The following is a 22,446-nucleotide window of genomic DNA, read 5'->3' on the forward strand; positions in this document are numbered from 1 at the left end:
GCTTAATAAAACGCCGACTTGTTTTAAAATCAGCATTTTGTGCTTTTTTAACTTGGTTTAATTTTTAAGTTGTTGATATTTAAATTAATATCAATGTGTACTTCGTATAACACCATTTGTTAAATGGAGCCATTATTTAATCGTTGATCGGTAATTTTTCTAAGTAATGCTTAAGTTTAGAAGTAAAGTTACACAGTTTTCTAAGTAATTAATAAATATAGACATACAAAATGCACTGTATTCATAACCATCTGAATTGACTTCAATCCCCCTCAGCATTATTCTTAGCATGCTGACCTACATTGTCAGTTGGTTTTGACAGACCAAGCGTATAGCGTATCAGGTACTTATATTCTTCCTGAGTATAAGTCTTGTGCGAAACCTTCTCGTCCCCCTTTGCGGTAGAACGGGAGGGGGACGCGTTCGCGCGTGCTGGCTCTATATGCCCAGTCTGTCAACCCCTTTTCGTTCTGCCACCATAATCAATTGACAGTGATTCGGTAGAACTTCTTATGCATATAGGAGTCCATCATGGTCATTCAAAACATCCCCTTACTGTACTGAATTCAATTTCAAACAGCTGACTCTTCACCCAGCAGTTGAAGGGATTTATTCGTCTCATTTTATTCATATCCGCATATCTTCCTGACTCGGGAACATGCGTCTTTGTGTCTTAAATTTTGATTTCAATACAGAACAATACTAGAGGGGAGCTTTATGAAAATTCAAACATTCAGCATGCTTGCTGTATTTCTTTTACCTATTTTATCTGCCTGTTCATCTATGGATAGCAAAGACCGTAAAGCCTATATCGAACAATGTATGTATCCAAATGCTGCCATTAAAACCGCAGTTGAAAGTGAAGAAACCTGCGCCTGTCGCTATGACAGCATTCGTGAACAATACGGCAAGCCATTCTTTACAGTGCCGATCACCAATGATGAAGACAGACGACGTCTGGACTTTGCCAGAGGCTATACCGTGGGTAAATGCAGAGGGTAGGAACATGCAAAATAAAAAATTACTTTTCATCATTGCTGTTGCTTTGTTTACAGGCTGTACTTCCAAACAAGAGAAAGCTTGTCAGGAAGAAGCCAATGTGGCTGAAACTGTGATGCAGGCTCGCTTGACCTATGGTGGCTTTGCCGAAGCGACTTATATGCTCGCAGGCGATAACGATGAGCTGAGAGAACAACTCAGACCGATCGTTCATGATGCCTTTGAATATGGTCGAGGTGGTACAGCGACTTTCGAAAAAACCAAACAAGTCTTCAAAGACAAATATTACCAACAGTGCATGGATAGACCAGCGCCTTGATGTGAATGCTTAAGCATATGGGGAATAGGGGGAAGAGATAAAATGAAAAAAGATCATGATGTTGGCAACCATAGTTATGTTCACAGTCGGTTGTGAAAAGCAACCAGAAGCAGCGCAAGCGCAGAATACCGCAGTTCAAACCGAAGCGGTCAAAACAAAGGTTCAAACAGACAAACTGACCGAGAAAGAATTACAGGATTTAGAGTCCCTAGAAAAATCGCCCAGTGAAGAAACAGCAGCTACAGCAGGTTATTATCTCAGTAATTTGGAAGTGACGCCTGTTGAAGAGATCCGCGAATTTATTGCCAAAGGCTGGGATGAATGGGAAACCCTGAATAGACAGGAAGCAGAGAAGGACGCACAACAAACACCATCCGACCAAGGCGATGCTTCAATGCAATATCGTATTGAAATCAAGAATCAGGTCTTTGGTGGAAAGCATGAGGTTGAAACAGCCTATCTACATTTAATCTCATTGTCCGATAGTATTACACTAGATCGAGTGGTGGTGAATCGGGGTAACTGTAGAGCGGATTATCGTGATGGTGCCAATCCTATTTTGTATGGGAAATCCATGCGTTTCTTTTTAAATTGTGATCCACGGAATGTCCGAGAGGTGGTTGCGGTACTCAAAGATGGGCGTGAAATTGTGATGACAGCTCAGTAGGCCTAATAGAGTATTTATTTTAATATCTATCAAACACTTGTACTATGCTTTATACAGTTGAGTCGTTGAGAACTTTGAGCGGATTGAAAGAAATTTCAGTTATATAACATAAAGATGAATCAATATACAGAATGCGTTTATTGAGTCTATTACACAGGGCTTAATAAGAATATTCACAAGACAAATCTTAATCAGGCTGCTGGACTTCATTCTAATCAAGGGATGGGGTTCAGCAGCCTTTTTGTTTATAAGGATAAAACTCATGGCACATCAACTTGAACAAATGGCCTATGTAGGGGAAACCCCTTGGCATGGCTTAGGCAACCAACTCACGCAGAACCAACCGATTGAAGTTTGGGCACAGCAGGCAGGCATGGAGTGGCGCATTGAATCTTCCAATGTTAGCTATATGGCGCAGAATGAACGAGGGCAAAGCATCATCATGCCCTATGAAGAACAACGGGTGTTATACCGCTCAGATACGCATGCACCACTCTCCGTGGTCAGTCAGCGTTATCAGGAAGTCCAACCCATGGAAATCCTGAATTTCTATAAAGACCTGACTGAACAATCAGGCTTTGAACTGGAAACCGCAGGAGTACTTAAAGGTGGGAAGAAATTCTGGGCATTGGCACGAACAGGACAAACAACATCGCTTAAGGGGAAAGATGTCAGCAATGGTTATATTCTCTTAGCCACGGCTTGTGATGGCACTTTAGCGACTACAGCACAATTCACCAGTATTCGTGTGGTGTGTAATAACACCTTAGCCATTGCCCTCAAAGGACAGAACAGCAGTGCAGGCGTGGTCAAAGTGCCACACAGTACCAAGTTTGATGCTGAGAAGGTCAAGCAACAATTGGGTATATCTATCCATGCATGGGATGAACACATGTATGAAATGAAACAACTCAGTCAACGTAAAGTCACCCAACAGGAAGCAGCTGCTTACTTTGATGCCGTATTTAACAACACCAGTCTGAGTATTACTGAACAGGATGACAGCATTATTCAGTTCTATCGCAATGTGGCGAATCAAGCTGAAGCAACTAAAATTGACCAAACCAAAACTGAACCGAATGGACGTGCTATGTCCAAAGTCATGACCATGTTTAACGGACATGGGCGAGGGGCGGAACTCAGTTCAGCCAAAGACACCGCTTATGGCTTATTGTGCTCGATCACCGAATTTTCTGACCATGAACGTCGAGCCATGAGTCAGGATCATCGACTTGATTCAGCTTGGTTTGGTGCAGGAGCAGGCCTCAAGCAACGTGGCTTAGAACAGGCTTTAAGGATGATTACCTGAGCTCAAATGCTTAAGCTAACCAATTCAACAACCCATTAACCAATATAACTTTAGATACCTCACAGCCACATCTTCGGATGTGGCTTTTTTATGCCCGCAATTTACAAAATAGGAAATCATCATGAATACAGCACTAAACACGCCTCTCAATGTAACATCGAATCCAATGGTCAATATTCATACCAATCGTCCCAAATTGTTGACCGCTAAACGCTTTGTGGATACCAAAAAACTCAGCCAATCGGAATGGCTAGAAGTACGTCGGCAAGGTATAGGTAGTAGTGATTGCGCCGCAGCCTGTGGACTGAATCCGTATATGTCGATGTTAGAACTGTGGGTGATCAAGACAGGACGCATCCAACAAAACATTGAAGATGAAAGTGAAGGACATGCACCTTTATATTGGGGTAAACAACTCGAACCCTTAGTCGCTGAATACTACAGTATGCACACCAACTACAAAGTCCGCAGGGTGAATGCAGTATTACAACATCCTGAAGCGGATAAATATTTCATGTTAGCCAACTTGGATTATTCCGTGGTGGGTGATGCCGATGTACAAATTCTCGAATGTAAAACCGCAGGGGAATACGGTGCAAAACTATGGCGAGAGGGTGTACCTTTATACGTGCTGTGTCAGGTACAGCATCAATTGGCGGTGACAGGCAAACAAGCAGCGCATATCTGCGTGCTGATTTGTGGGCATGAAACCCGCATTTTTAAAGTGACCCGCTCTGAATCGGTGATCCAACATATCGTGAATGCGGAACGTTACTTCTGGGAATGCGTTGAAAATGATACGCCACCTGAAGCAGATGCCAGTGAATCGGCAGCCAAAGCTTTGCAACTGCTTTATCCCGAACATGTGCCACTCAGTACCACAGATTTATCTGAAGACGAACAAGCCAATCAACAGTTTGAGCAATTGATTCAAGCGCGCAACCAAATCGAGAAATATCAGGAACAATTCGATCTCTTTAAACATCAACTGCAAGCCAAGATGCAAGATGCTGAACGTGCGGTATTTACAACAGGTTCAGTGACGTGGAAAAAGTCTAAAGACTCGATTAGCTTAGATAGTAAGGCACTACTGAAACAGCATCCTGAATACCTCAGCCAATTTCCACACAATAAACAAGGCTCACGGCGTTTCAATATTTATACCGATTAGCCTAAGCAAAATATCCAAGCTCGATACTCCAAATCCCATGCCTCAGTGCATGGGATTTTTTTATGCTAACTTTATTTTAATTCAAACGTGAACAGAGGAAACCACCATGATTAAAGGTTTAGCCATTACACCACCGACACTCGGACGCATTAGTATCGGAAAAATTGTTGAAAAGAATGGAAAGCGAGTCCCTGAAAAGGATGACCAATTCACCATTACCAGTCAAATTCAAAGCAAAGACGGATGGATTAAGCATCCAATGGATGAACAACTTCGTACCAAAGCTCTCAACCAAAAACTCCGAACCATTCCTGTACGGATGATTTTCAATAATCCTGAATTAAACCTTAGAGCTGAATATAGTCTGTTTGATCGACAAACTGGACGCCCCGTGTGCGTTGGCAATGGTGAGACCTGCCAACGACTGACCAATCAAGGTGTAGAACAACATCTATGTCCATCACCTGACCTATGTCCATTGGCAAAAGGAGGCAACTGTAAGCCTTATGGACGGTTGCATGTCAATTTAGATGAATCGGATGAACTTGGAACATTCATCTTTAGAACCACAGGTTTCAACAGTATTCGGACTTTGACAGCACGGTTGAGTTACTACCATGCAGCATCGAATGGCTTACTTTCATGTTTGCCACTGCAACTGACTTTGAGAGGTAAGTCCACTACACAAAGTTATCGAACACCTGTGTATTACGTGGATTTAACTTTACGTGATGGAACCAATCTACAAGATGCAATTCAAACTGCTCAAGAGATAGATCAGCAAAGTAAAGCTCTAGGTTTTAATCAAGCTGCTTTAGATCAAACAGCATGGCAAGGTTATAGCAATGCACGGTTTGAGGTGAATGGTGAGGAGGGATTGGATTTGGTGGAGGAGTTTTACGCAGAGGAAAACCAAGAGACTGACATTGAATACGCTCAGCCTGAAACGAAAACTAGAGCCGAAATCAAGTCTAAGTCGAATCAGCGTGAGGGTTTTGTGCAGGAGATTCAAAAAGGCTTACAGCAGAATGTACGCGCTGTGAATTAGATCGGAGTGGATGAGATTGGACTCAGTAAAATTTTATTGGACTGCCCTATTATCTGAGCGAATCACCGCTCGCACCAATGATTAGGAGTCAACATCATGAATGCGTTCACAGGTCAAACTTTTCAGATGAATCAGATTATTAATATTAAACAAGTTGCTTTATTTATAGGAGTGGGACGTTCAACTATTTATGAAATGATGGATGAATATTCTCCTTACTATGATCCAACCTTTCCAAAGAAAGTAAAAATCACGCAAAATCGCATCGGTTGGCCAGCTTATGAAATCCATCAATGGATTGAGAGTAAGTTGGCAAGCCGATAAAAATGGGAGTTTTAACTCCCTTATTTTTTGTTTTAATAGATACAGTTAACTTTCAGTCTAAATATTCTAAATAAAAAACAATGGGCTATGTCGAATAAAAATCTAACCAAATCTAGCAAGCATTTGAGTTTTGATATTTTACCGATTATTTTAAAGTTCAATCATAAGTTATCATTTAAAAAAGAGTATTGTTCATGTTTTATGCTATTTACAAAATTTAATAAATTTGAAACAATTAAATGTGGAATCAATCACAATTACTAACATCATGCGAAATTTAAGACATAATAAGGTCAGTTTAGCTATATTTTTAGCAATCTTGGGTACAACAGTTAAAGCAGCAGAACCACAACCTCGTCCAGAGTTTGAAACGGATGCAACAATACGTCAACAACAACGAGATGAAGCACTCCAAAAGCAATTACAACCGACACCCAATGTACAAACAGGGTTAGCTCAAAGCTTACAGGCACAACCACAACTACAATATTTAAAATCATACAGTGAAGATGTGTGTTTTGAGATTAAAAAATTTGTTTTGCAGGGTGATAATGCCCGAGATTTCACCTTTGCCATGCGTCCAGTGACTCAAGGCGAATACAATGTTATTGGTCGATGCATTGGGGTTCAAGGATTGAATCAGGCATTAGATCTTATTCAAAACAGCATTATTAGCCATGGTTATGTCACCACACGAATTTTGCTACCACAACAAAACATTGCTTCTGGTGTGATTCATTTACAAGTGATCGCAGGTAAAGTTGATCAAATCAAATTTGCACCAAATACTTCAAAACGTGCACATAAATTCAATGCGCTGCCTGTCAAAACAGGTGACATACTGAATATCCGTGATATTGAACAAGGCTTAGAAAACTTTAAACGTGTCCCGACAGTAGAAGCTGATTTTAAAATCAAACCAGCGGAACAACATAATGAACCAGGCTACAGCGATTTAGAATTGGCATGGCAGCAATCTAAGCCTTATCGAATTCATTTAGGTGTTGATGATGCAGGTTCAGATTCAACAGGCAAATATCAAGGGACAGCTACGCTATCACTCGATAACTTACTCACTGCCAATGACCTTTTCTACGGAAGTTATAACCATGATTTAGGCGGTGGTGATGATGGTAAACGTGGTACAGATGGATATTACCTGAGTTATACCATTCCAATGGGCTATTGGTTATTGAGCAGCAGTTATAGTAAATCGAATTATAATCAGACTGTCGCGGGTGCCAGTGAAAACTACTTATACAGCGGTGAAAGTAAGTTAATCGGTGCAGATTTATCTCGTGTACTGTATCGTGATGCGAAACGTAAGACCACAGCAACTGTGGGTGGATGGTATCGTGAATCCCAGAATTTCATCAATGATACCGAAGTTGAAGTTCAACGACGAAAAACAGCAGGCTGGAAAGCCAGCTTAGACCATACAGAATATCTATCCAATGCTACATTGACAGGAAATTTCACCTATAAACGTGGAACAGGCGCGTTCAATGCTATGTATGCACCTGAAGAAGAATATGGTGAAGCTTTTACCCATGTGGGTATATTACAAGCCAATGCCAGCCTGCAAGTTCCATTTAAAGTAGGACAACAAAATTTACAATATCTTGCAGAATGGCGCAGCCAATACAGTAAAAAACCACTCACCCCACAAGATCGCTTCTCAATAGGTAACCGTTATACCGTGCGCGGTTTTGATGGTGAACAAACCTTGATGGCAGATAATGGTTTCTTAGTTCGTAATGAAATCAGTGGTTCTATCGCCAAACTCCCAATGCAGTGGTACAGCGGAATTGATTATGGCGAAGTCGGTGGAAAAACTGCACATGAACCAAATCCACTTCTAGGCACCAGTTTAATGGGTGCAGTTGCAGGATTAAGAGGTCAAGTGTTGAAATCGGTCAGCTATGACGTCTTTGTTGGAACACCGCTGAAGAAACCAGATCACTATAAAACAGACAACCTGACATCAGGTTTTAGTCTGAATTGGATGTATTAATCTCAATATTTATCACATTACCCAGTATTTAAAATATTTAAAAATTAAGGTCGATCATTATGAATAAGAATCGCTATCGCATTATATTTAGCCAAGCTCGTGGTATGTTTATCGCAGTTGCTGAAATTGTAAAAAGTAAAACCAAAGCAGCAGGACAAACCATACTTGCAGGTGATGGCGATTCAGAACCAACAGCATCATTGACGTTGAATACTTATAAAAGACTCAATCCAATCAACTTTGCTGTGATTAGCTTACTCGGTGCAGCGATCTATACCTTGCCGATGGCAAGCATTGCAGGCAGTCAGATTGTCGCAGATAAATCAGCACCCAACTCACAACAAGCGACCATACTCAATACCAGTAATGGCTTGACTCAAGTTAATATCCAAACACCAAGCGCAGGCGGTGTATCACGTAATACTTATACCCAATTTGACGTTGGACAAGAAGGTGCAGTTCTTAACAACTCACGTAATAATGTACAGACACAAATCGGTGGATGGGTACAAGGTAACCCGTGGCTTGCCAAAGGCGAAGCAAAGGTTATTCTCAATGAAGTCAACAGTAGTAACCCAAGTCAACTCAAAGGTTATTTGGAAGTTGCAGGCAAACAAGCTCAGGTCGTGATTGCCAACCCATCGGGTTTAGTCTGTGATGGATGTGGTGTCATTAATGCGGATCGCTTCACGCTGACCACAGGTCAGGCAGTAATGAATCAAGGTTATCTTGAATCATTCCGTGTACGTGAAGGGCAAGTGACCATTGAAGGTAAGGGCTTAAATGGTAGCATGACGCCATATACCGATATCTATGCACGTGCTTTAAACATCAATGCTGGACTATATGCCAATGAGTTAAAAACCATATTGGGTCAAAATGATATTAATCTTCAAGACCCATCCGCACCTCAAATTACCAAAGCAACGACCAGTGGGACAGCAACAATTCAAACAGCCCCTCAACCGAGTTATGCATTAGATGTTGGGCAATTGGGTGGGATGTATGCAGGTAAGATTTACCTGATTGGGACAGAAAATGGACTCGGTGTGCGTAATGCAGGTTCAATCAATACTACAGCAGCTCAAATGACTTTGAATGCCAATGGTGACTTGGTCAATACGGGCAATATCATTGCCAATAAAGATCAAATTGCTATTCAAGCTCAAAACGTTCAGAACAGCGGTAACATCAGTAGTACCCAAAGCAAAATACAAGTCGATGCAACGGATATTCAAAATAGTGGTTTAATTGCCACCAGCGATGAACTTAAACTGAATGCTCATGGCAACATCAATAACAATAATGGGGTGATCAATGCAGGACGCCTTGATTTAACGGCACAAAGCTTAAGTAATAACACGGGTAAAATTGAACAAACAGGACAACAGCAACTTAATATTACCGCGAAAAACTTAGATAATACACAGGGCTTGATTGGACAAGCGACGCAAGAAAATAGTGCAGGAACAGGCTCAAGCACAGGTGGAACCACCACGCCAACGGTGACAGATCCTGAACAAAACTCTTCAGCACAAGATGCCAGTACAGTTACAGTTGCTCCTACAGAATCATCAGCCCCAAAAACTTTTGCAGCAGGCAATATTCAGATTGCGCAAAATATCCAAAACATTGCAGGTCAACTTGTTAATAATGCCGACATTAACTTAAAGGTACAGGACAGCATTAAAAACAATGGGGGTGAGATACAGCTCCCTGAACTACAGTTCAATGGGCAAAACTTTGAAAACCAAGCAGGTAAACTGACCGCTAAAGTGATTAATATCACTGCACAAAATGCCGATAACCAAAAAGGCTTGATTGATGCGACTGAAAGCTTTGATTTAAATGCACAACAACTTAAAAACAATGAAGGTCGCTTACAAAGTGCCAAAGCACTCAATGTGACATCGGCGCAAATTGATAACAGCAAAGGACAAATTCTAGCGACTGATAGCTTGACACTGGGTTCAGAGCAGACCAACAATACTGAGGGCGTCATTGGCTCGGTCAATGCTGATGCTCAGCTAAATATCAAAGCACTGAACAATAATAAAGGTGAAATTTCAGCGCAAAATGTACAGCTCACTGGGCAAACATTAAATAACCAACAAGGCTCCATTCAAGCCAAAACGGGTGATTTAGCCCTAAAAGTTGACCAGATTGATAATGGTCGTGCGCAAGATAGCGCAGGAAATTTCACGGCTAGCAAAAATCTTAGCATCACCGCACAACAGCTGAATAGCACAGGACAAATCTATGCAGGAGATACTGCTGATTTAACGGTGAAACAGCTACAGCAAGATGGTCAATTGGCAGCACTGAATAAAATCAAAGTACAGTCAGACAATATCACGAGCAAAAAAAATGCAATTTGGGCAGCAGGTTTAGATTCAGAAGGCAAACTCAGTCAAAGTGACGCGACATTAAATATTGATGCACAACAAGCGCAAATCGCGGGTACCGTTTTGTCAGGTGAATCGGTTGCTATTCATGCAACACAAAATGCTGATCTCAGTCAAAGTGCTACACAAGCAAAAAATATTAAGATTAATACGCAAGAACTCAATACGTCGAATGCTAAAATCATTGCAGATCAACAACTGGATCTAATCGGCAAACAAAGTATCAATAACCAACAAGGTCAATACAGTGCAGTGCAAGTCAATATTGACACGGCACAACTGAATAATGACCAAGGTCTGATTCAACATACAGGACAAAATGATTTTATCCTGAATGTGGCAAATCGTATTGATAACAATGCGGGTAAGATCATCAGTAATGCCAATAATACTGAGATTAAAACTGCAAACTTAAGTTCAGTCGCAGGTGAGATTCTCCATGCAGGTGATCAACAACTTAAAATCACTGCACAAAACCTACAAGGGCAACAAGGCAAAATTCAAAGTAATCAGAATTTACAACTTGAATTGGGTACAGCTCATTTAGACAATGCCACGACTGCTGCAGAAAATATTAACCTCAATGCAACGACTCTCAGCCATAAACAAGGACAATTGATCCAAAGTGATGCCAATGGACAGTTGAATGTCAATGTTGCGCAAGCCTTGGATAATACCTCGGGCGTGATCAGTGCCGCAGGTCAAGCCACACTCAACACTGCTGATTTAAACAATCAACAAGGCGTGATTCAAACCCTAGCGGACAAAGACCTGAAGATCACGAGCCAAAAACTCGACAACCAGTCAGGCAAAATCATTGCTGGACGTGATGCCAATTTACAAGTCAGTGAACTGAACAATGATCAAGGTACAGTGTATGCTGATGGAAAATTAGATCTTCAGGCCACACAAGATGTTCGCAACCAACAAGGCTTAATCGCATCACAACAAGCATTGAGTATCAAAGGGCAAAATCTAAACAACCAAAATGGACAAATCCAATCTGAACAAAGTGATGTTCATTTAAACCTCACACAAAGCATCAATAATCAGTCTGGCCGTATTCAATCTGCACAAGCATTGAATATCCAAAGTCCACATCTAGAAAATAAAAATGGACAATTGGTTTCAGGTACAGAGAGTCAAATCAATGTAGCCCAATTGAATAACCAAGCAGGTACGATTTATTCTAAAAAACAACTCGATGTGACTGTATCGGGTACAGCAGACAACAGTGCAGGAACGATTGCCGCAGAGCAAAACCTGAATTTAAATGCACAACAATTGTTGAATGATGCAGGACAAATCCGTTCAGAAAATGCTGATACCGTACTGAATGTGACGCAGGACATTAGCAATAACACAGGCTTAATTTCAGCAGACAAAGATTTAACACTGAACGCGCAAAATGTTCATTCGCAAAAAGGCAAATTACAATCAGGTGCCAATGCCACAGTTCAAGTTAATAGCATAGACAACAGCGAAGGTGTGATCTATGCAGCAGAACAATTACAACTGAATGCTACTGGTGAGCTGAACAATCGCAAAGGTGTGGTGGCTGCAGAACAATTGGTTGACCTAAAAGCTGGTTCAGTGATGAATGATGCGGGACAAATCCGTTCGCAACAAGACCAATTAAAGCTCAATGTACAAAATGAATTAAGCAATTTGGCAGGTGAAATTTCAGCAGAAAAAGCGATTGAACTGACTGCAAATAAGTTGCTCAATAACCAAAACGGGAAAGTGATTGCAGGGTTATCACTCAAAGCAACCACACAGCAGATTGATAATAATACAGGTACGATTTACGCCAAAGATCAACTCAACCTCAATGTTGCAGATCGTCTTAATAACCAGTCAGGTACGATTGCGGCCAACCAACAAGTACAGATTCAAGCCAACAGTTTAAACAACAATGCGGGCAAAATACGTTCGGAACAAAATCAACTCGATTTAAATGTAAAGCAAACCTTGGATAACCAATCAGGTGAAATATTTGCAGGCACCCATGCCAATATCAATGCAACCACGCTGAACAACCAACAAGGCACGATTTACGCAAAAAATCAGCTTGATTTAAAAGCAGGGCAACTGAATAACCAACAAGGACAAGTGTATTCGGAAGGTTTAGCCAATGTTACAGTTCAAGGTGATGTTCAAAACCAAAAAGGTGTCATCGTTGCAGGACAAAACCTCACTCTGCAAAGTCAAAACTTAGACAATACAGAAGGTAGCCTACGCTCTGAAAAAGCAGATTTAACACTCAATACCCAAGGACAATTGATTAACCAACAAGGTGATATTTATGCAGGACAAAATGCTAACTTAAATACACAAAGTTTAATCAATAATGCAGGGCAAATTGCTTCACAAAAACAATTAAAGATTGACACCCAGCAACAACAACTGAGCAACCAAAACGGTAAAATCATTGCCAAAGTTGTCGATTTGAAAACAGGAACATTGGACAACCAAGCAGGTTTAATTCAAGGTGAACAATCCGTTAAAGTCGATACTCAAAATCATGCTTTGCTGAACAATAACTCAGGTGATCAAGCAGGCATTCTGAGTCAAGGAAGCCTTGAAATTGCAAATGTTTCACAGCTGGATAATATCAGTGGCTATATCGCAGCAGTTGGCTCAACCAACATCACTGCACAAAATTTGAATAACAACAAAGGTCAAATCAATAGCCAAGCAGATTTGAGCATTCAGCAACAGGCTTTAGGCGGTCGTATAGATAACTTGGCAGGACAAATCCAAGCACAGAAAAATCTTAATCTCAATACGGATACGATCAATAATAGTGGTGTAGGCAGTCATTTGGTTGCAGGGGAAAAACTGACTGCCAATACCACACAGCTGATCAATAGCCAGACCAAAGATGCCACCACTCTGGGTGGAATTGATGCTAAAAATATTGAGCTCAATGCACAAGAGTTGGATAACCAAAGTGGAGCAATTCGTGCTAGCGAAAATGCAACATTGAATATTCAAAATCAACTGTCTAACCAATCAGGTTCGATCAGCAGTTTAGATACCTTAAATATAGGGACATCGAATAAAACCCTCAATGTGAACAATACAGGTGGTGAGCTGTTGGCTAAAAACCAATTGAATCTCAAAGCCAATGAATTGATTAACAAAGGGAAAATTATCAGTGAAGGCAATATTGATATTGACCTGAAACAAAGCTATACCCACACCAAAGACGATCAAATTGCTGCCAATGGTACATTAAAACTCAGCACTGAAAAGAACCTCATCAATCAGTCTGAACTGACGGCTGGTCAGAAAATAGAACTAAATGCACAAAATATCGACAACCAATCGGGTGCAACAATTTCCTCCAATGAAACCCATTTGACAGCGCAAGATACGGTGCATAACCAAGGTTTAATCAACGGTGAGCTCACCCATATCCAAGCCAATCGAGTGTGGAATGATGGAGCGCGTATTTATGGTACACAAGTTTCAATTCAAGCCAATACTTTAGACAACAAATCTAACACTGCTGGCACAGGTGCAGTGATTGCGTCTCGTGGGGATATGGATCTAGGCATTGGAACGCTCAATAACCAGTCAGGTGGGGAAGTAAAATTAGATGCACGTGATAATGCTTGGATTTTTAGTGCGGGGAATTTAAATGTTGGTGGGAGTTTGGATGGAGATTTAAAAGCTCAAGGTAGTGCAAATAAAATTTATAATGGAAGCGCCACGATTGAGTCTTTAGGGAATATGACTTTAGTTAGTAATTCCATACTCAATAATAATGAGCGGTTTAACGCTTCTGTGCATGAGGTGAGTCGTAAAGAGATCCATACCTATGAAATTAATGGCAAAGTTTATGATGCTAAAGATATTATTATTCATAAGGGGGACAGGAGTTTACTAGATTTTGAGACTCCAAGTGATGGAACTTATCAGGATGCTATTGAAACAAAATATACGGAAGTCACTAAGCTAAAGCAAATTGATGACAGTGTTACAGGGCAAATCCTAGCGGGAAATAATTTAAGTATTGAAAGTCAAGATATTCGTAATGAGCAAAGTCAGATGCTTGCAGGTCAGGTATTTGACAGCAAAGGGGTGGATGTTAAACATACTGAAGTCGAAGGCTATCAACTTGTAACCGCAAAGAATACAACGAAAATTAGACATTACCGTGTTAAAAGAAGTACTGGTCCTTTCAATTCAAATCATAAAATGTTTGGTGAAACTGAAAATCTAGCATTTTCAGTTCCAGAGGTTACCACTCATCCTGACATAGATGTATCAGAACATGGTGGAAACAAGACCATTACGAACAAACAAGCATCGATTACCGATACACAAAAGTCTACTGAAAACTTAGATTTAGACTCTGTTTCAGAAACAAGTATTACACTCAGAAATCAGCAAGCTTCTAATAATAGTATTAAGACGGATTCAGGGGAGCAAATATCTGCTGATACGAACAATACTTATAAATCAGACAAAACAAATGACTTAAAGATTAACAATTCAACGATCAATAATATTGATGCTGAACAGCGTAATGCAAATCAGTTGGATGATGCGCAGCAATTACAATTGGATCCGCAAAACTTATATGTTCAAAATAATCAAACTCAAACAGAAATTAGGACGGTAAATCAAGAGTACCTTACTTTACCAAGTAATGCCTTATATATTACGACAGCAAATAGTCAGGCGAAATATTTTGTAGAAACGGATCCTGCATTCTCAAATTATAAAAACTGGCTATCATCCGACTATATGCTTAACGCACTTGGGCTCGATCCTGCGATGCAACAAAAGCGAATTGGCGATGGCTACTATGAGCAACGTTTGGTTCAAGATCAAATTGCTCAATTAACAGGTTATCGTTTTTTAGAAGGTTACGGTTCGGATGAAGATCAATATCAGGCATTAATGAATAATGGGCTTACATTTGCAAAACTTTATAATCTGAGACCAGGAATAGCCTTAACTGATGCGCAAATTGCACAACTGACTACAGATATTGTGTGGTTGGAAGAAAAAACAATCAAACTTGCGAATGGTACAACGACAAAAGCTTTAGTACCTCAGGTGTATGTGCGTGCGCGTGTTGGTGATTTAAAAGGGGATGGTAGTTTAATTAGTGCGAATAAAGTCAATATTCAAATGAGTGGCGATGTACTCAATAGTGCGACCATTGCAGGACGAGAAGTTGTTAGCATTAGTGCGAATAATATTAACCAATTGAATGGACGCATTGAAAGTAATCAATTAGCACTCAAGACGCAAAAAGATTTAAATAATATTGGTGGAACGATTAGCGCAAAAACGTCTGCTATATTGGATATCGGTGGTGATTTTAATCACCGTAGTACAATATATGACGCACAAAATATTGAGGGTGAAAATGCATTTATACGACAAGGTATAGATCGAAAAGCGGCTTTATATGTTGGTAGTCCATTAAATGTAAATAGCACAAATACTGAACACCTAACAACAACCCTGACAATCCGAGTAGGTGGTGATGTCCGTTTAGATGCGGCTGATATCTCAAACAATAATGGCAATACTGACCTTCAAGCAGCTGGACATCTCTCATTGAACGCTGTAACAAATCGTCAACTCGACCAAAGTGTGAATAATGCGGATAATTACCACAAGCGTGAAGAAGTGCGAGATATTGGAAGTTTAATTACAGGCTTAGGGAATGTTAACTTAAACGCAAACCAGATTTCAGGTAAAGCGGTAAATATAGAAAGTAAAACAGGTGATCTAGCATTAGTTGCCCAAAATGGCATAACACTTGAAAATGGAGAAAGCCGAACCTCAGTAGATCAAGGATTGTCGATCAAAACCAAAGCTTTGATTGGCAATAAAACGGAAAAAACAAAAGAGCAATGGAATACAAGTGAATCTATAGCCAACCAACTCAAAGCAGGCGGAAATATTACCCTTGATACACAACAAGGAGATATTACAGCAACACACTTGAAAGCACAGGCAGAAGAAAACATACAAATCCATGCACAGCAAGGTAATGTGACATTAAATTCTGCAATTGATGAAAACAGCCATAGTTCAACTTCAGAGAAGAAAAACTTCGCAACTTATAACAACCGACAAACGGGCTATATTAACCAAGAGGTTGCACAAACTCAGCTCACGGCTGGAAAAAATGTTGATATTAATGCTGGAAAAAACATAGAACTACAAGCCAATGATGTCAAAGCAGGACAAAACATTTATGTTGGAAATACATTGATGCAACGTCAAGCGGATGGCACATTAAAAGCGGCTGATGGCTCGTTAATGCCTGAAAATGTAAAACTCAGTACAGTTGAAACACATGATCAGCAATGGGATGAACAACAGAGTGGCTATCGAGGAGTATTTAAAGAACTTGTAAAAGTTGCAGAAGTTGGTTTGGCAGGCGTTAAGTCACTGTTCCCTGGCGTAAATGTTGATACAAAACTGACCGTTGGTGAAACATCGAGCCAACGAGATGAACAAATTAAGCAAACAGGAACCAACCTAACAGCAGACAATGTTTATGTTGGATCATCAGGACAAACCACCTTGACCAGTGCAGAAATATCTGCAAAAAATACAGTAATTTCGGGTCAAAAAGTAACATTAGACTCAGCTGAAGAACAAAATATAACAGCACAATCACACAGTAAAGAAAGCATAGAAGGCTTAGGTGTTAAGCTGAATAAAGATAATATCCGTCTAGGTGGCTTTATTTCAGAAGATGCTTCACAAAGTAGCAAAACCACAGAAACTACCCATAAGACAGGCTCAATCCAGACTGAAAACCTTAAAATACAAGGTGCAGAAGGTATAGATATACTCGGCCAAAATATCAAAGCGACAGGTGATACAGTTCTTGATCATGGTCGTGGAGATCTCAATATTGGTGGCTATGAAAATAAAACGACAGTAGAGGATAAAACACATAAAGAAACGATCAGTGCAGAAGTAGGCGTGCGAAATGCTTACTTGGATGCCGCACTTGCAGTAGGTGCGGTCAAAGACGCAGCCGAGGCAGTTAAACAAGCCAAAGATCAATATAGTCAGGCACAGCGTGATTATGCATCGGGTAAAATCACCAAAGAAGCACTGGACGATACCAAAGCTAATGTTGCAATGGCGACAGCCAATCTTGCCAATGCACAAATTGCTGTAGGGGCGGCAGCAGCTTCTGCAGCAGCAAGTTCAGCAACCTATGGTTTTACCATTGGAGCTAATGGAGAACGCACAGAAACGACAACTTCTACCAATACGACACAAGGCAAATGGCAAGGCAGTCAGTTAGATTTAAATAATTTGACACTCAAATCAGAAAATCAAGATGTTAACTTGCAAGGAAGCAGTTTAACAGCAACGGGAACAACAACATTTGATGGTACAAAAGACTTCAATGTAACGGCTGGTACAGAACATGGACAGCAAGAAAGTAACAGTAAAACCAATAACCAGTCAGTGAGTTATACCTCTGGTGGTGGTGGAAGTGTAACAGCAGGCAAACAAACTTCGAAATCACAAGATGAAAGTTTGACGCATGTAAACAGTCAAGTCGAATTAAACCAAGTTACAGGTGCCATAAATAAACTGAATATCCAAGGTGGTGAAGTTAGTATTGCAGATCGTGGTAATCTTCAAGTAAAAGAAATACACGTTGAAAGTCTACAAGATACAGCCTCTGGTACGAGCAAGAGTAAAGGTGGTTCAATGGGGGCTGGCTTTGGCTCAAGTGGCTTGAGTAATGTCACAGCAAGCTATAACCAAGCCAAAGGTCAAAATGACAAAGCTTGGGTGAATGAAACCAGCAAATTGCTTATTGGCAATGCACAAAACGATGCAGACCTTGATGCGATGGGCGTGCAAAAGGTGAGTAATATTGGTGGTGTGATTGCCAATGCAACGAAAAACCAAGAGGGTACACTCACAGATCATGGCAAGCTGAACTATACAGGAGCACTTGAGCTTAAAGATATTCAAGATCATAGCTCAGAAAGCAACCGTGGTTTCAATGTATCGACTAATGTGGGTACATCGATCAAAGGTGAGAGTAAGGAGAGTTCATTCCACCCAAGTGGTAGTACAGCAGTTGGCTTGCAAAGTACAGGGAATGAAAAAGAGCAGTTAACTAAAGCGACAATGGGTCAAGGTACTGTTATAAATGCAACGGATAGCACCAATCGAGATATTAACAATACGCAAGAAATTACCCGAGATCAGACTACGGGGATGCTTGATGGTTCAGTAACGATTGATCACCGCTTATTAACGGAAGATGGGCGTAAGCAGATTATTCAAGAGCAGAAGGATTTGCCTGAAAACTTCCGCCAAAGTGCAGAAAACTTAGCACAAGCATTACCAGATGGTGAATACAAAGATAAGGTTTTACAGACGCTTAATAATGTTCAGGCTAAATTGTATAATTTGCCTGCAGAATATAAAGAAGCTGGTGAACTCGGAAATAGTGTAGCCACAGAGTTAATAAAACGAGGGGTTGAACCTGAGCAAATAAGTAAATTATTTAGTGATACTGGATTTATTAATTCTACTTATAATCTCAATAAAATTAATGATCAACTTAAAATATTAGCAAATGAAGGACTAAGTCTAACTCAAATTTTAAATACAAAAGTGAGTGATGTTTCTGAGAATGTAGTTTTAGCAAAAGGGCAAGATTTAGAAATAGAAGTTAAATATACAGATAGGTTAGGCATGACCTTATTGGAAAATGTTGCTAAATTAGGAAATGATTTAAAAGCTATTAGTGAAGCGACAGGGGTAGATCCGCAAACTGTTCAACTTGCTATTGGATTATTATTAGCTGGCCCAATTAGATTAACTGGTCAATTAATCCAATCTGCAGCAGTTGATAGTGTTGCTGGTGAATATATTGCACAAGGTAAAGATTATTTAGCAGATACATTAACTGCTGCTGCTCACAATACAAGTCCAGATACGATACGAGATTGGACAAATCCAAGTAAAGTTGAGAAGGTTTATCAATCAGGTTTAGATGATGATATTGATTTTGCTGATCAATTAACAAGAAATAAACAAGGGGCAGGATATTTAATAGATGCCGCAGCAGGAATTATTGGTATTGGAGTAGGTAAAGGAATTGCTAAAGGGAAAGAGAGTGAGTTTGAAATAAATCAAAAGCAATCTCTTGATGTGGGATGGGTTGATAATTATGGAAATCAGAAGAAAGTCACTGGTGATGGAACTGTAGCTAGAGATCATCAACCATCTAAAGCTGCATTACTAAAAAGGGCTGAAGACTTGAAGGGAGAGCCTTTAACTCAAGCAGAGAAAAATCGTATTATTAATGAAGGAATGAGTGTGACTGTACCAAATGAGGTGCATGTCGCAGGTCCAACATATGCAGGTAAAAATAATAAGGAACTTATTGAAAAAGATGCAAATGATTTACAAACAGCTCAAATTAGAGATTCTAAGGCAATGATAGAAAATGCTAAAGAGTTAGCACCTGAGCATGTTACAAAGTTACAGGAAGCATGTACTGCATTGAGCTGTAAAAATAATGCTGATTATGATAAATTTTTGAAAAACATATTGGATGAGGAGGCAAAAAAGAATGACAAATAATTTTATTGATCATTTAATATCTTTGCTGGGTAAAGTAAATACTGATGAGAAGTTAATCAATTTTTTTGTTGATAATCTCTTTGTAAAAAGCAAAGAAGATATTAATTTACCCTTATATGATGAAGATGGTGATTTATTGGATGAGTATAATTTTTATATTAGTAAGTATGAAGAAGGATTAAGCTTTATATTTACAGATGAGTCATTTTATTTAAACCAAGCAGATAAACCTATAACTGGTGAAAAAATATATTTAACAACTATATTTTTTTATAATGATGGTGTTGAAGGGTTTTCTCAATATAAAAAGGGATTACCATTCAACTTAGATTTTTTAATGAAGAAAGACGAATTGGAAAATACGTTAGGATCACCTTTTTTTACAAAAGATGATGATGAAGGGATCGTTCGAAGTCAAAAATGGAAAATCAAAGATATTCCATTTACAATATTTGTTTCATATAACAATAAGGGCGAAATTAGATATATTTCGTTAAGCATCCCTTACTGATACAGTTAAAATAGTTTTCTTATTGCCTCGTTCCACCGTTGTACGGTGGAATGCCAAACCAGTTGGCATATGATTTATAAAAATAACGCCAATCTCAATTTTGAATAAGGATTTCAAGCTGTAAAGGTGGATTTCCTAATTTAGTATTCAAGATGACTGAAACTGTATGAGAAAGCACTTTACGAATCATTCTATGAGCCAAATGCCATTTTAGTAAAGAATGATCCCGATATTTTAGCGGGGATCAAAGCGGTTAATGATTTGAATACAATAAAAAATCAAACCATTGTTACGTTGATGAGTCAGGGGCTTTCGCCAGAGCAAGCGAATAACCTAGTTAATCAATCTGAATCAGGGGTTATTGATGAAAATGGTATTCGAACATTTATTTTAGAGACGATTAAGGTACAAGCCTCCGATGGAATAGGAATTATTGTACCGAATGCTAAAGATGGACAGGCTAAATTTGGTCAAGAGCAGCTTGATATAGATAAGACATCTAATATTGTTATAGATGCTGTTACTAAAATGGGACAAATCAAGCAAAAAGTAGATCAACGAATTACAGCGAGTAATATTAATCCTGAACATGTTGGGCTTGCTTTAAACCTAGTGTTAGGAGGCCCTGTAAACTTAGTAAAAGCAGAGGTTGTTGATCGTATTTTTGGAGATGAGATTGCCGCGATAACAGATCGTTTAAAAACAGAGGGGACTGCTTATTTATTAAATACTGATGCTAAAACAGTAGAAAGTATAATGAATAATAAGAACTTAATTAATCAGTCAGGAAATGAAAATGCTAAACTGTTAGTAGACCAGCTTGAGTGGACTAAAGAAGGTGTCGGTATTGCATCAAGCATTATTTTAGGGGGGTGGAACAGCTGTAGGGAAATCAAATACCACTAAAATTGATGGAAAAGATGTTGAGTTATCTAAGTCAGGGGCTGAGTTTGAAATAGGTGGGGCAAAAAAAGATGCGCAAGGTTTATTTCACGATGAGAAGGGGCGTTTTACAAGTGACCCAGATAAAGTTGAAACAGACCTAAAAAGACCATCGCTAAGAGCTGAGACCAAACGTGAAATTAATGATAGATATCATTTTACAGAAGATGGTCAAGCAATTGACTTGAAAACTGGACAAGTGATAGAGCCACCTCATCACTATGGTCATATTTATGGTTCTGAGCATAGACGTTTAACTGAAGCGGCTAAAAAAGTAGGAATGACACAAAAACAATTTAATGATTATGTTAATTCAAGATCAGATAAGTTTTAAATAGAGAACGCAACTGAGAATTTAAGTCATAAGGGAGAAAAGCCTGGTCGTGGCGAGCTAAAAGAGATTCTAGATGATATGCAGCTATTTTTGAAAGAAAGAGATAAGTAATATGAAAGATATTTATGAAGATGATATAGGTTTACAAATTGTAAGAGCAAACAGAGAGGGTGATATTGCTTTTTTAAAGCAAATGGTAGCTGAACAACAATTTGATCTAAGACAAGTTACAGAAGTAGAGCATTGGAATTATTTACATAGGACAAATTTAATAAATCCATCGCCTAAAGAAACAATACAGTTTTATTTAGATCATGGCGTACCCGTTAATGCTCAAGATTGTTATGGAATGACTCCTTTGCATTATGCTGTAAGAGAGCATAATTATGATGCGGTAAAATTATTGTTAGAAGCAGGAGCAGATCCAAATATTGAGAATAAGGATGACACAACCGCAATAAGACAAACGATTAGCCAGATACCATTAAAAGAAGATATTCCTATTATTGAATTATTAATTCAATATGGGGCAGAACCATATAAAAAGAATTCATATGGTATGTCTTTGCTAGATAGTGCCAAATTATCCCTCATGTTAAAGGGAGGATCATCAGAAGTTAGATCGTTGATAGAAAAATTGGTAGAAAAGTTAGAGGAAAATATACCAAGTGATTATGTACCTAAAGATTTTAGCTATTTAAATTTAGGGAAAAAATGAAATTAATAGGTTTATTAGAATAACTGTCAGAATAGATATATGAAATGTTACGCGAATCTCAACTTTTTAACTT

Annotated in this window: 13 protein-coding genes and 2 pseudogenes; 14 read left to right on the plus strand and 1 reads right to left on the minus strand. The window is 39.3% G+C overall.

What is annotated here, in order from left to right; translation table 11 throughout:
- The first annotated feature begins 717 nt into the window (after nucleotides 1–717).
- The 9 genes and pseudogenes from EXE10_RS17680 to EXE10_RS22165 all read left to right on the plus strand — a co-directional run.
- Nucleotides 718–1,002: a hypothetical protein gene (locus EXE10_RS17680; RefSeq protein WP_130114265.1), complete on the plus strand. Its 285-nt coding sequence runs from the start codon at nucleotides 718–720 to the stop codon at nucleotides 1,000–1,002.
- A 4-nt stretch (nucleotides 1,003–1,006) separates the two neighbouring features.
- Nucleotides 1,007–1,318: a hypothetical protein gene (locus EXE10_RS17685; protein WP_130114266.1), complete on the plus strand. Its 312-nt coding sequence runs from the start codon at nucleotides 1,007–1,009 to the stop codon at nucleotides 1,316–1,318.
- A 55-nt stretch (nucleotides 1,319–1,373) separates the two neighbouring features.
- On the plus strand, nucleotides 1,374–1,985 hold the full coding sequence (locus EXE10_RS17690) for a hypothetical protein (protein WP_130114267.1): 612 nt from the start codon (nucleotides 1,374–1,376) through the stop codon (nucleotides 1,983–1,985).
- Nucleotides 1,986–2,247: 262 nt separating this feature from the next.
- Nucleotides 2,248–3,294, plus strand: a complete 1,047-nt coding sequence (locus EXE10_RS17695) for a DUF932 domain-containing protein (RefSeq protein WP_130114268.1) — start codon at nucleotides 2,248–2,250, stop codon at nucleotides 3,292–3,294.
- Between the two features lie 121 nt (nucleotides 3,295–3,415).
- Nucleotides 3,416–4,465, plus strand: a complete 1,050-nt coding sequence (locus EXE10_RS17700) for a YqaJ viral recombinase family protein (protein ID WP_130114269.1) — start codon at nucleotides 3,416–3,418, stop codon at nucleotides 4,463–4,465.
- A gap of 106 nt (nucleotides 4,466–4,571) precedes the next feature.
- The gene (locus EXE10_RS17705; protein ID WP_130114270.1) at nucleotides 4,572–5,513 is read left to right on the plus strand and encodes a hydrolase or metal-binding protein; all 942 of its coding nucleotides are present in this window, start codon (nucleotides 4,572–4,574) and stop codon (nucleotides 5,511–5,513) included.
- 96 nt (nucleotides 5,514–5,609) lie between these two features.
- Complete coding sequence (locus tag EXE10_RS17710; protein ID WP_087554042.1) at nucleotides 5,610–5,837, plus strand: helix-turn-helix transcriptional regulator; 228 nt, start codon at nucleotides 5,610–5,612, stop codon at nucleotides 5,835–5,837.
- Nucleotides 5,838–6,105: 268 nt separating this feature from the next.
- The gene (locus EXE10_RS17715; RefSeq protein ID WP_130114275.1) at nucleotides 6,106–7,851 is read left to right on the plus strand and encodes a ShlB/FhaC/HecB family hemolysin secretion/activation protein; all 1,746 of its coding nucleotides are present in this window, start codon (nucleotides 6,106–6,108) and stop codon (nucleotides 7,849–7,851) included.
- 104 nt (nucleotides 7,852–7,955) lie between these two features.
- A pseudogene (locus EXE10_RS22165) lies at nucleotides 7,956–12,881 on the plus strand (filamentous hemagglutinin N-terminal domain-containing protein); the annotation flags it as partial.
- Nucleotides 12,882–12,967: 86 nt separating this feature from the next.
- Here EXE10_RS22165 and EXE10_RS22170 read toward each other — a convergent pair.
- Nucleotides 12,968–13,057, minus strand: coding sequence for a hypothetical protein (locus EXE10_RS22170; RefSeq protein ID WP_416346109.1), 90 nt, complete (start codon nucleotides 13,055–13,057; stop codon nucleotides 12,968–12,970).
- 3,679 nt (nucleotides 13,058–16,736) lie between these two features.
- On the opposite strand from EXE10_RS22170, the pseudogene EXE10_RS22175 reads away from it, so the two are divergent.
- From EXE10_RS22175 to EXE10_RS17745, 5 genes and pseudogenes are all read left to right on the plus strand, one after another.
- Nucleotides 16,737–19,868, plus strand: a pseudogene (locus EXE10_RS22175) (hemagglutinin repeat-containing protein); the annotation flags it as partial.
- Nucleotides 19,858–20,379, plus strand: a complete 522-nt coding sequence (locus EXE10_RS17725) for a hypothetical protein (RefSeq protein ID WP_130114272.1) — start codon at nucleotides 19,858–19,860, stop codon at nucleotides 20,377–20,379. The pseudogene EXE10_RS22175 and the gene EXE10_RS17725, both read left to right, overlap by 11 nt.
- A gap of 261 nt (nucleotides 20,380–20,640) precedes the next feature.
- The gene (locus tag EXE10_RS17735) at nucleotides 20,641–21,285 is read left to right on the plus strand and encodes a hypothetical protein (RefSeq protein ID WP_130114273.1); all 645 of its coding nucleotides are present in this window, start codon (nucleotides 20,641–20,643) and stop codon (nucleotides 21,283–21,285) included.
- Nucleotides 21,286–21,499: 214 nt separating this feature from the next.
- Nucleotides 21,500–21,655 carry a GH-E family nuclease gene (locus tag EXE10_RS21760; protein ID WP_416346110.1) on the plus strand — a complete coding sequence of 52 codons (156 nt, stop codon included), beginning with the start codon at nucleotides 21,500–21,502 and terminating at the stop codon, nucleotides 21,653–21,655.
- Between the two features lie 112 nt (nucleotides 21,656–21,767).
- Nucleotides 21,768–22,373: an ankyrin repeat domain-containing protein gene (locus tag EXE10_RS17745; RefSeq protein WP_130114274.1), complete on the plus strand. Its 606-nt coding sequence runs from the start codon at nucleotides 21,768–21,770 to the stop codon at nucleotides 22,371–22,373.
- Nucleotides 22,374–22,446: the final 73 nt, after the last annotated feature.

It is taken from the genome of Acinetobacter sp. WCHAc060033 (assembly GCF_004209125.1).
GTDB classification, from domain to species: domain Bacteria; phylum Pseudomonadota; class Gammaproteobacteria; order Pseudomonadales; family Moraxellaceae; genus Acinetobacter; species Acinetobacter wuhouensis.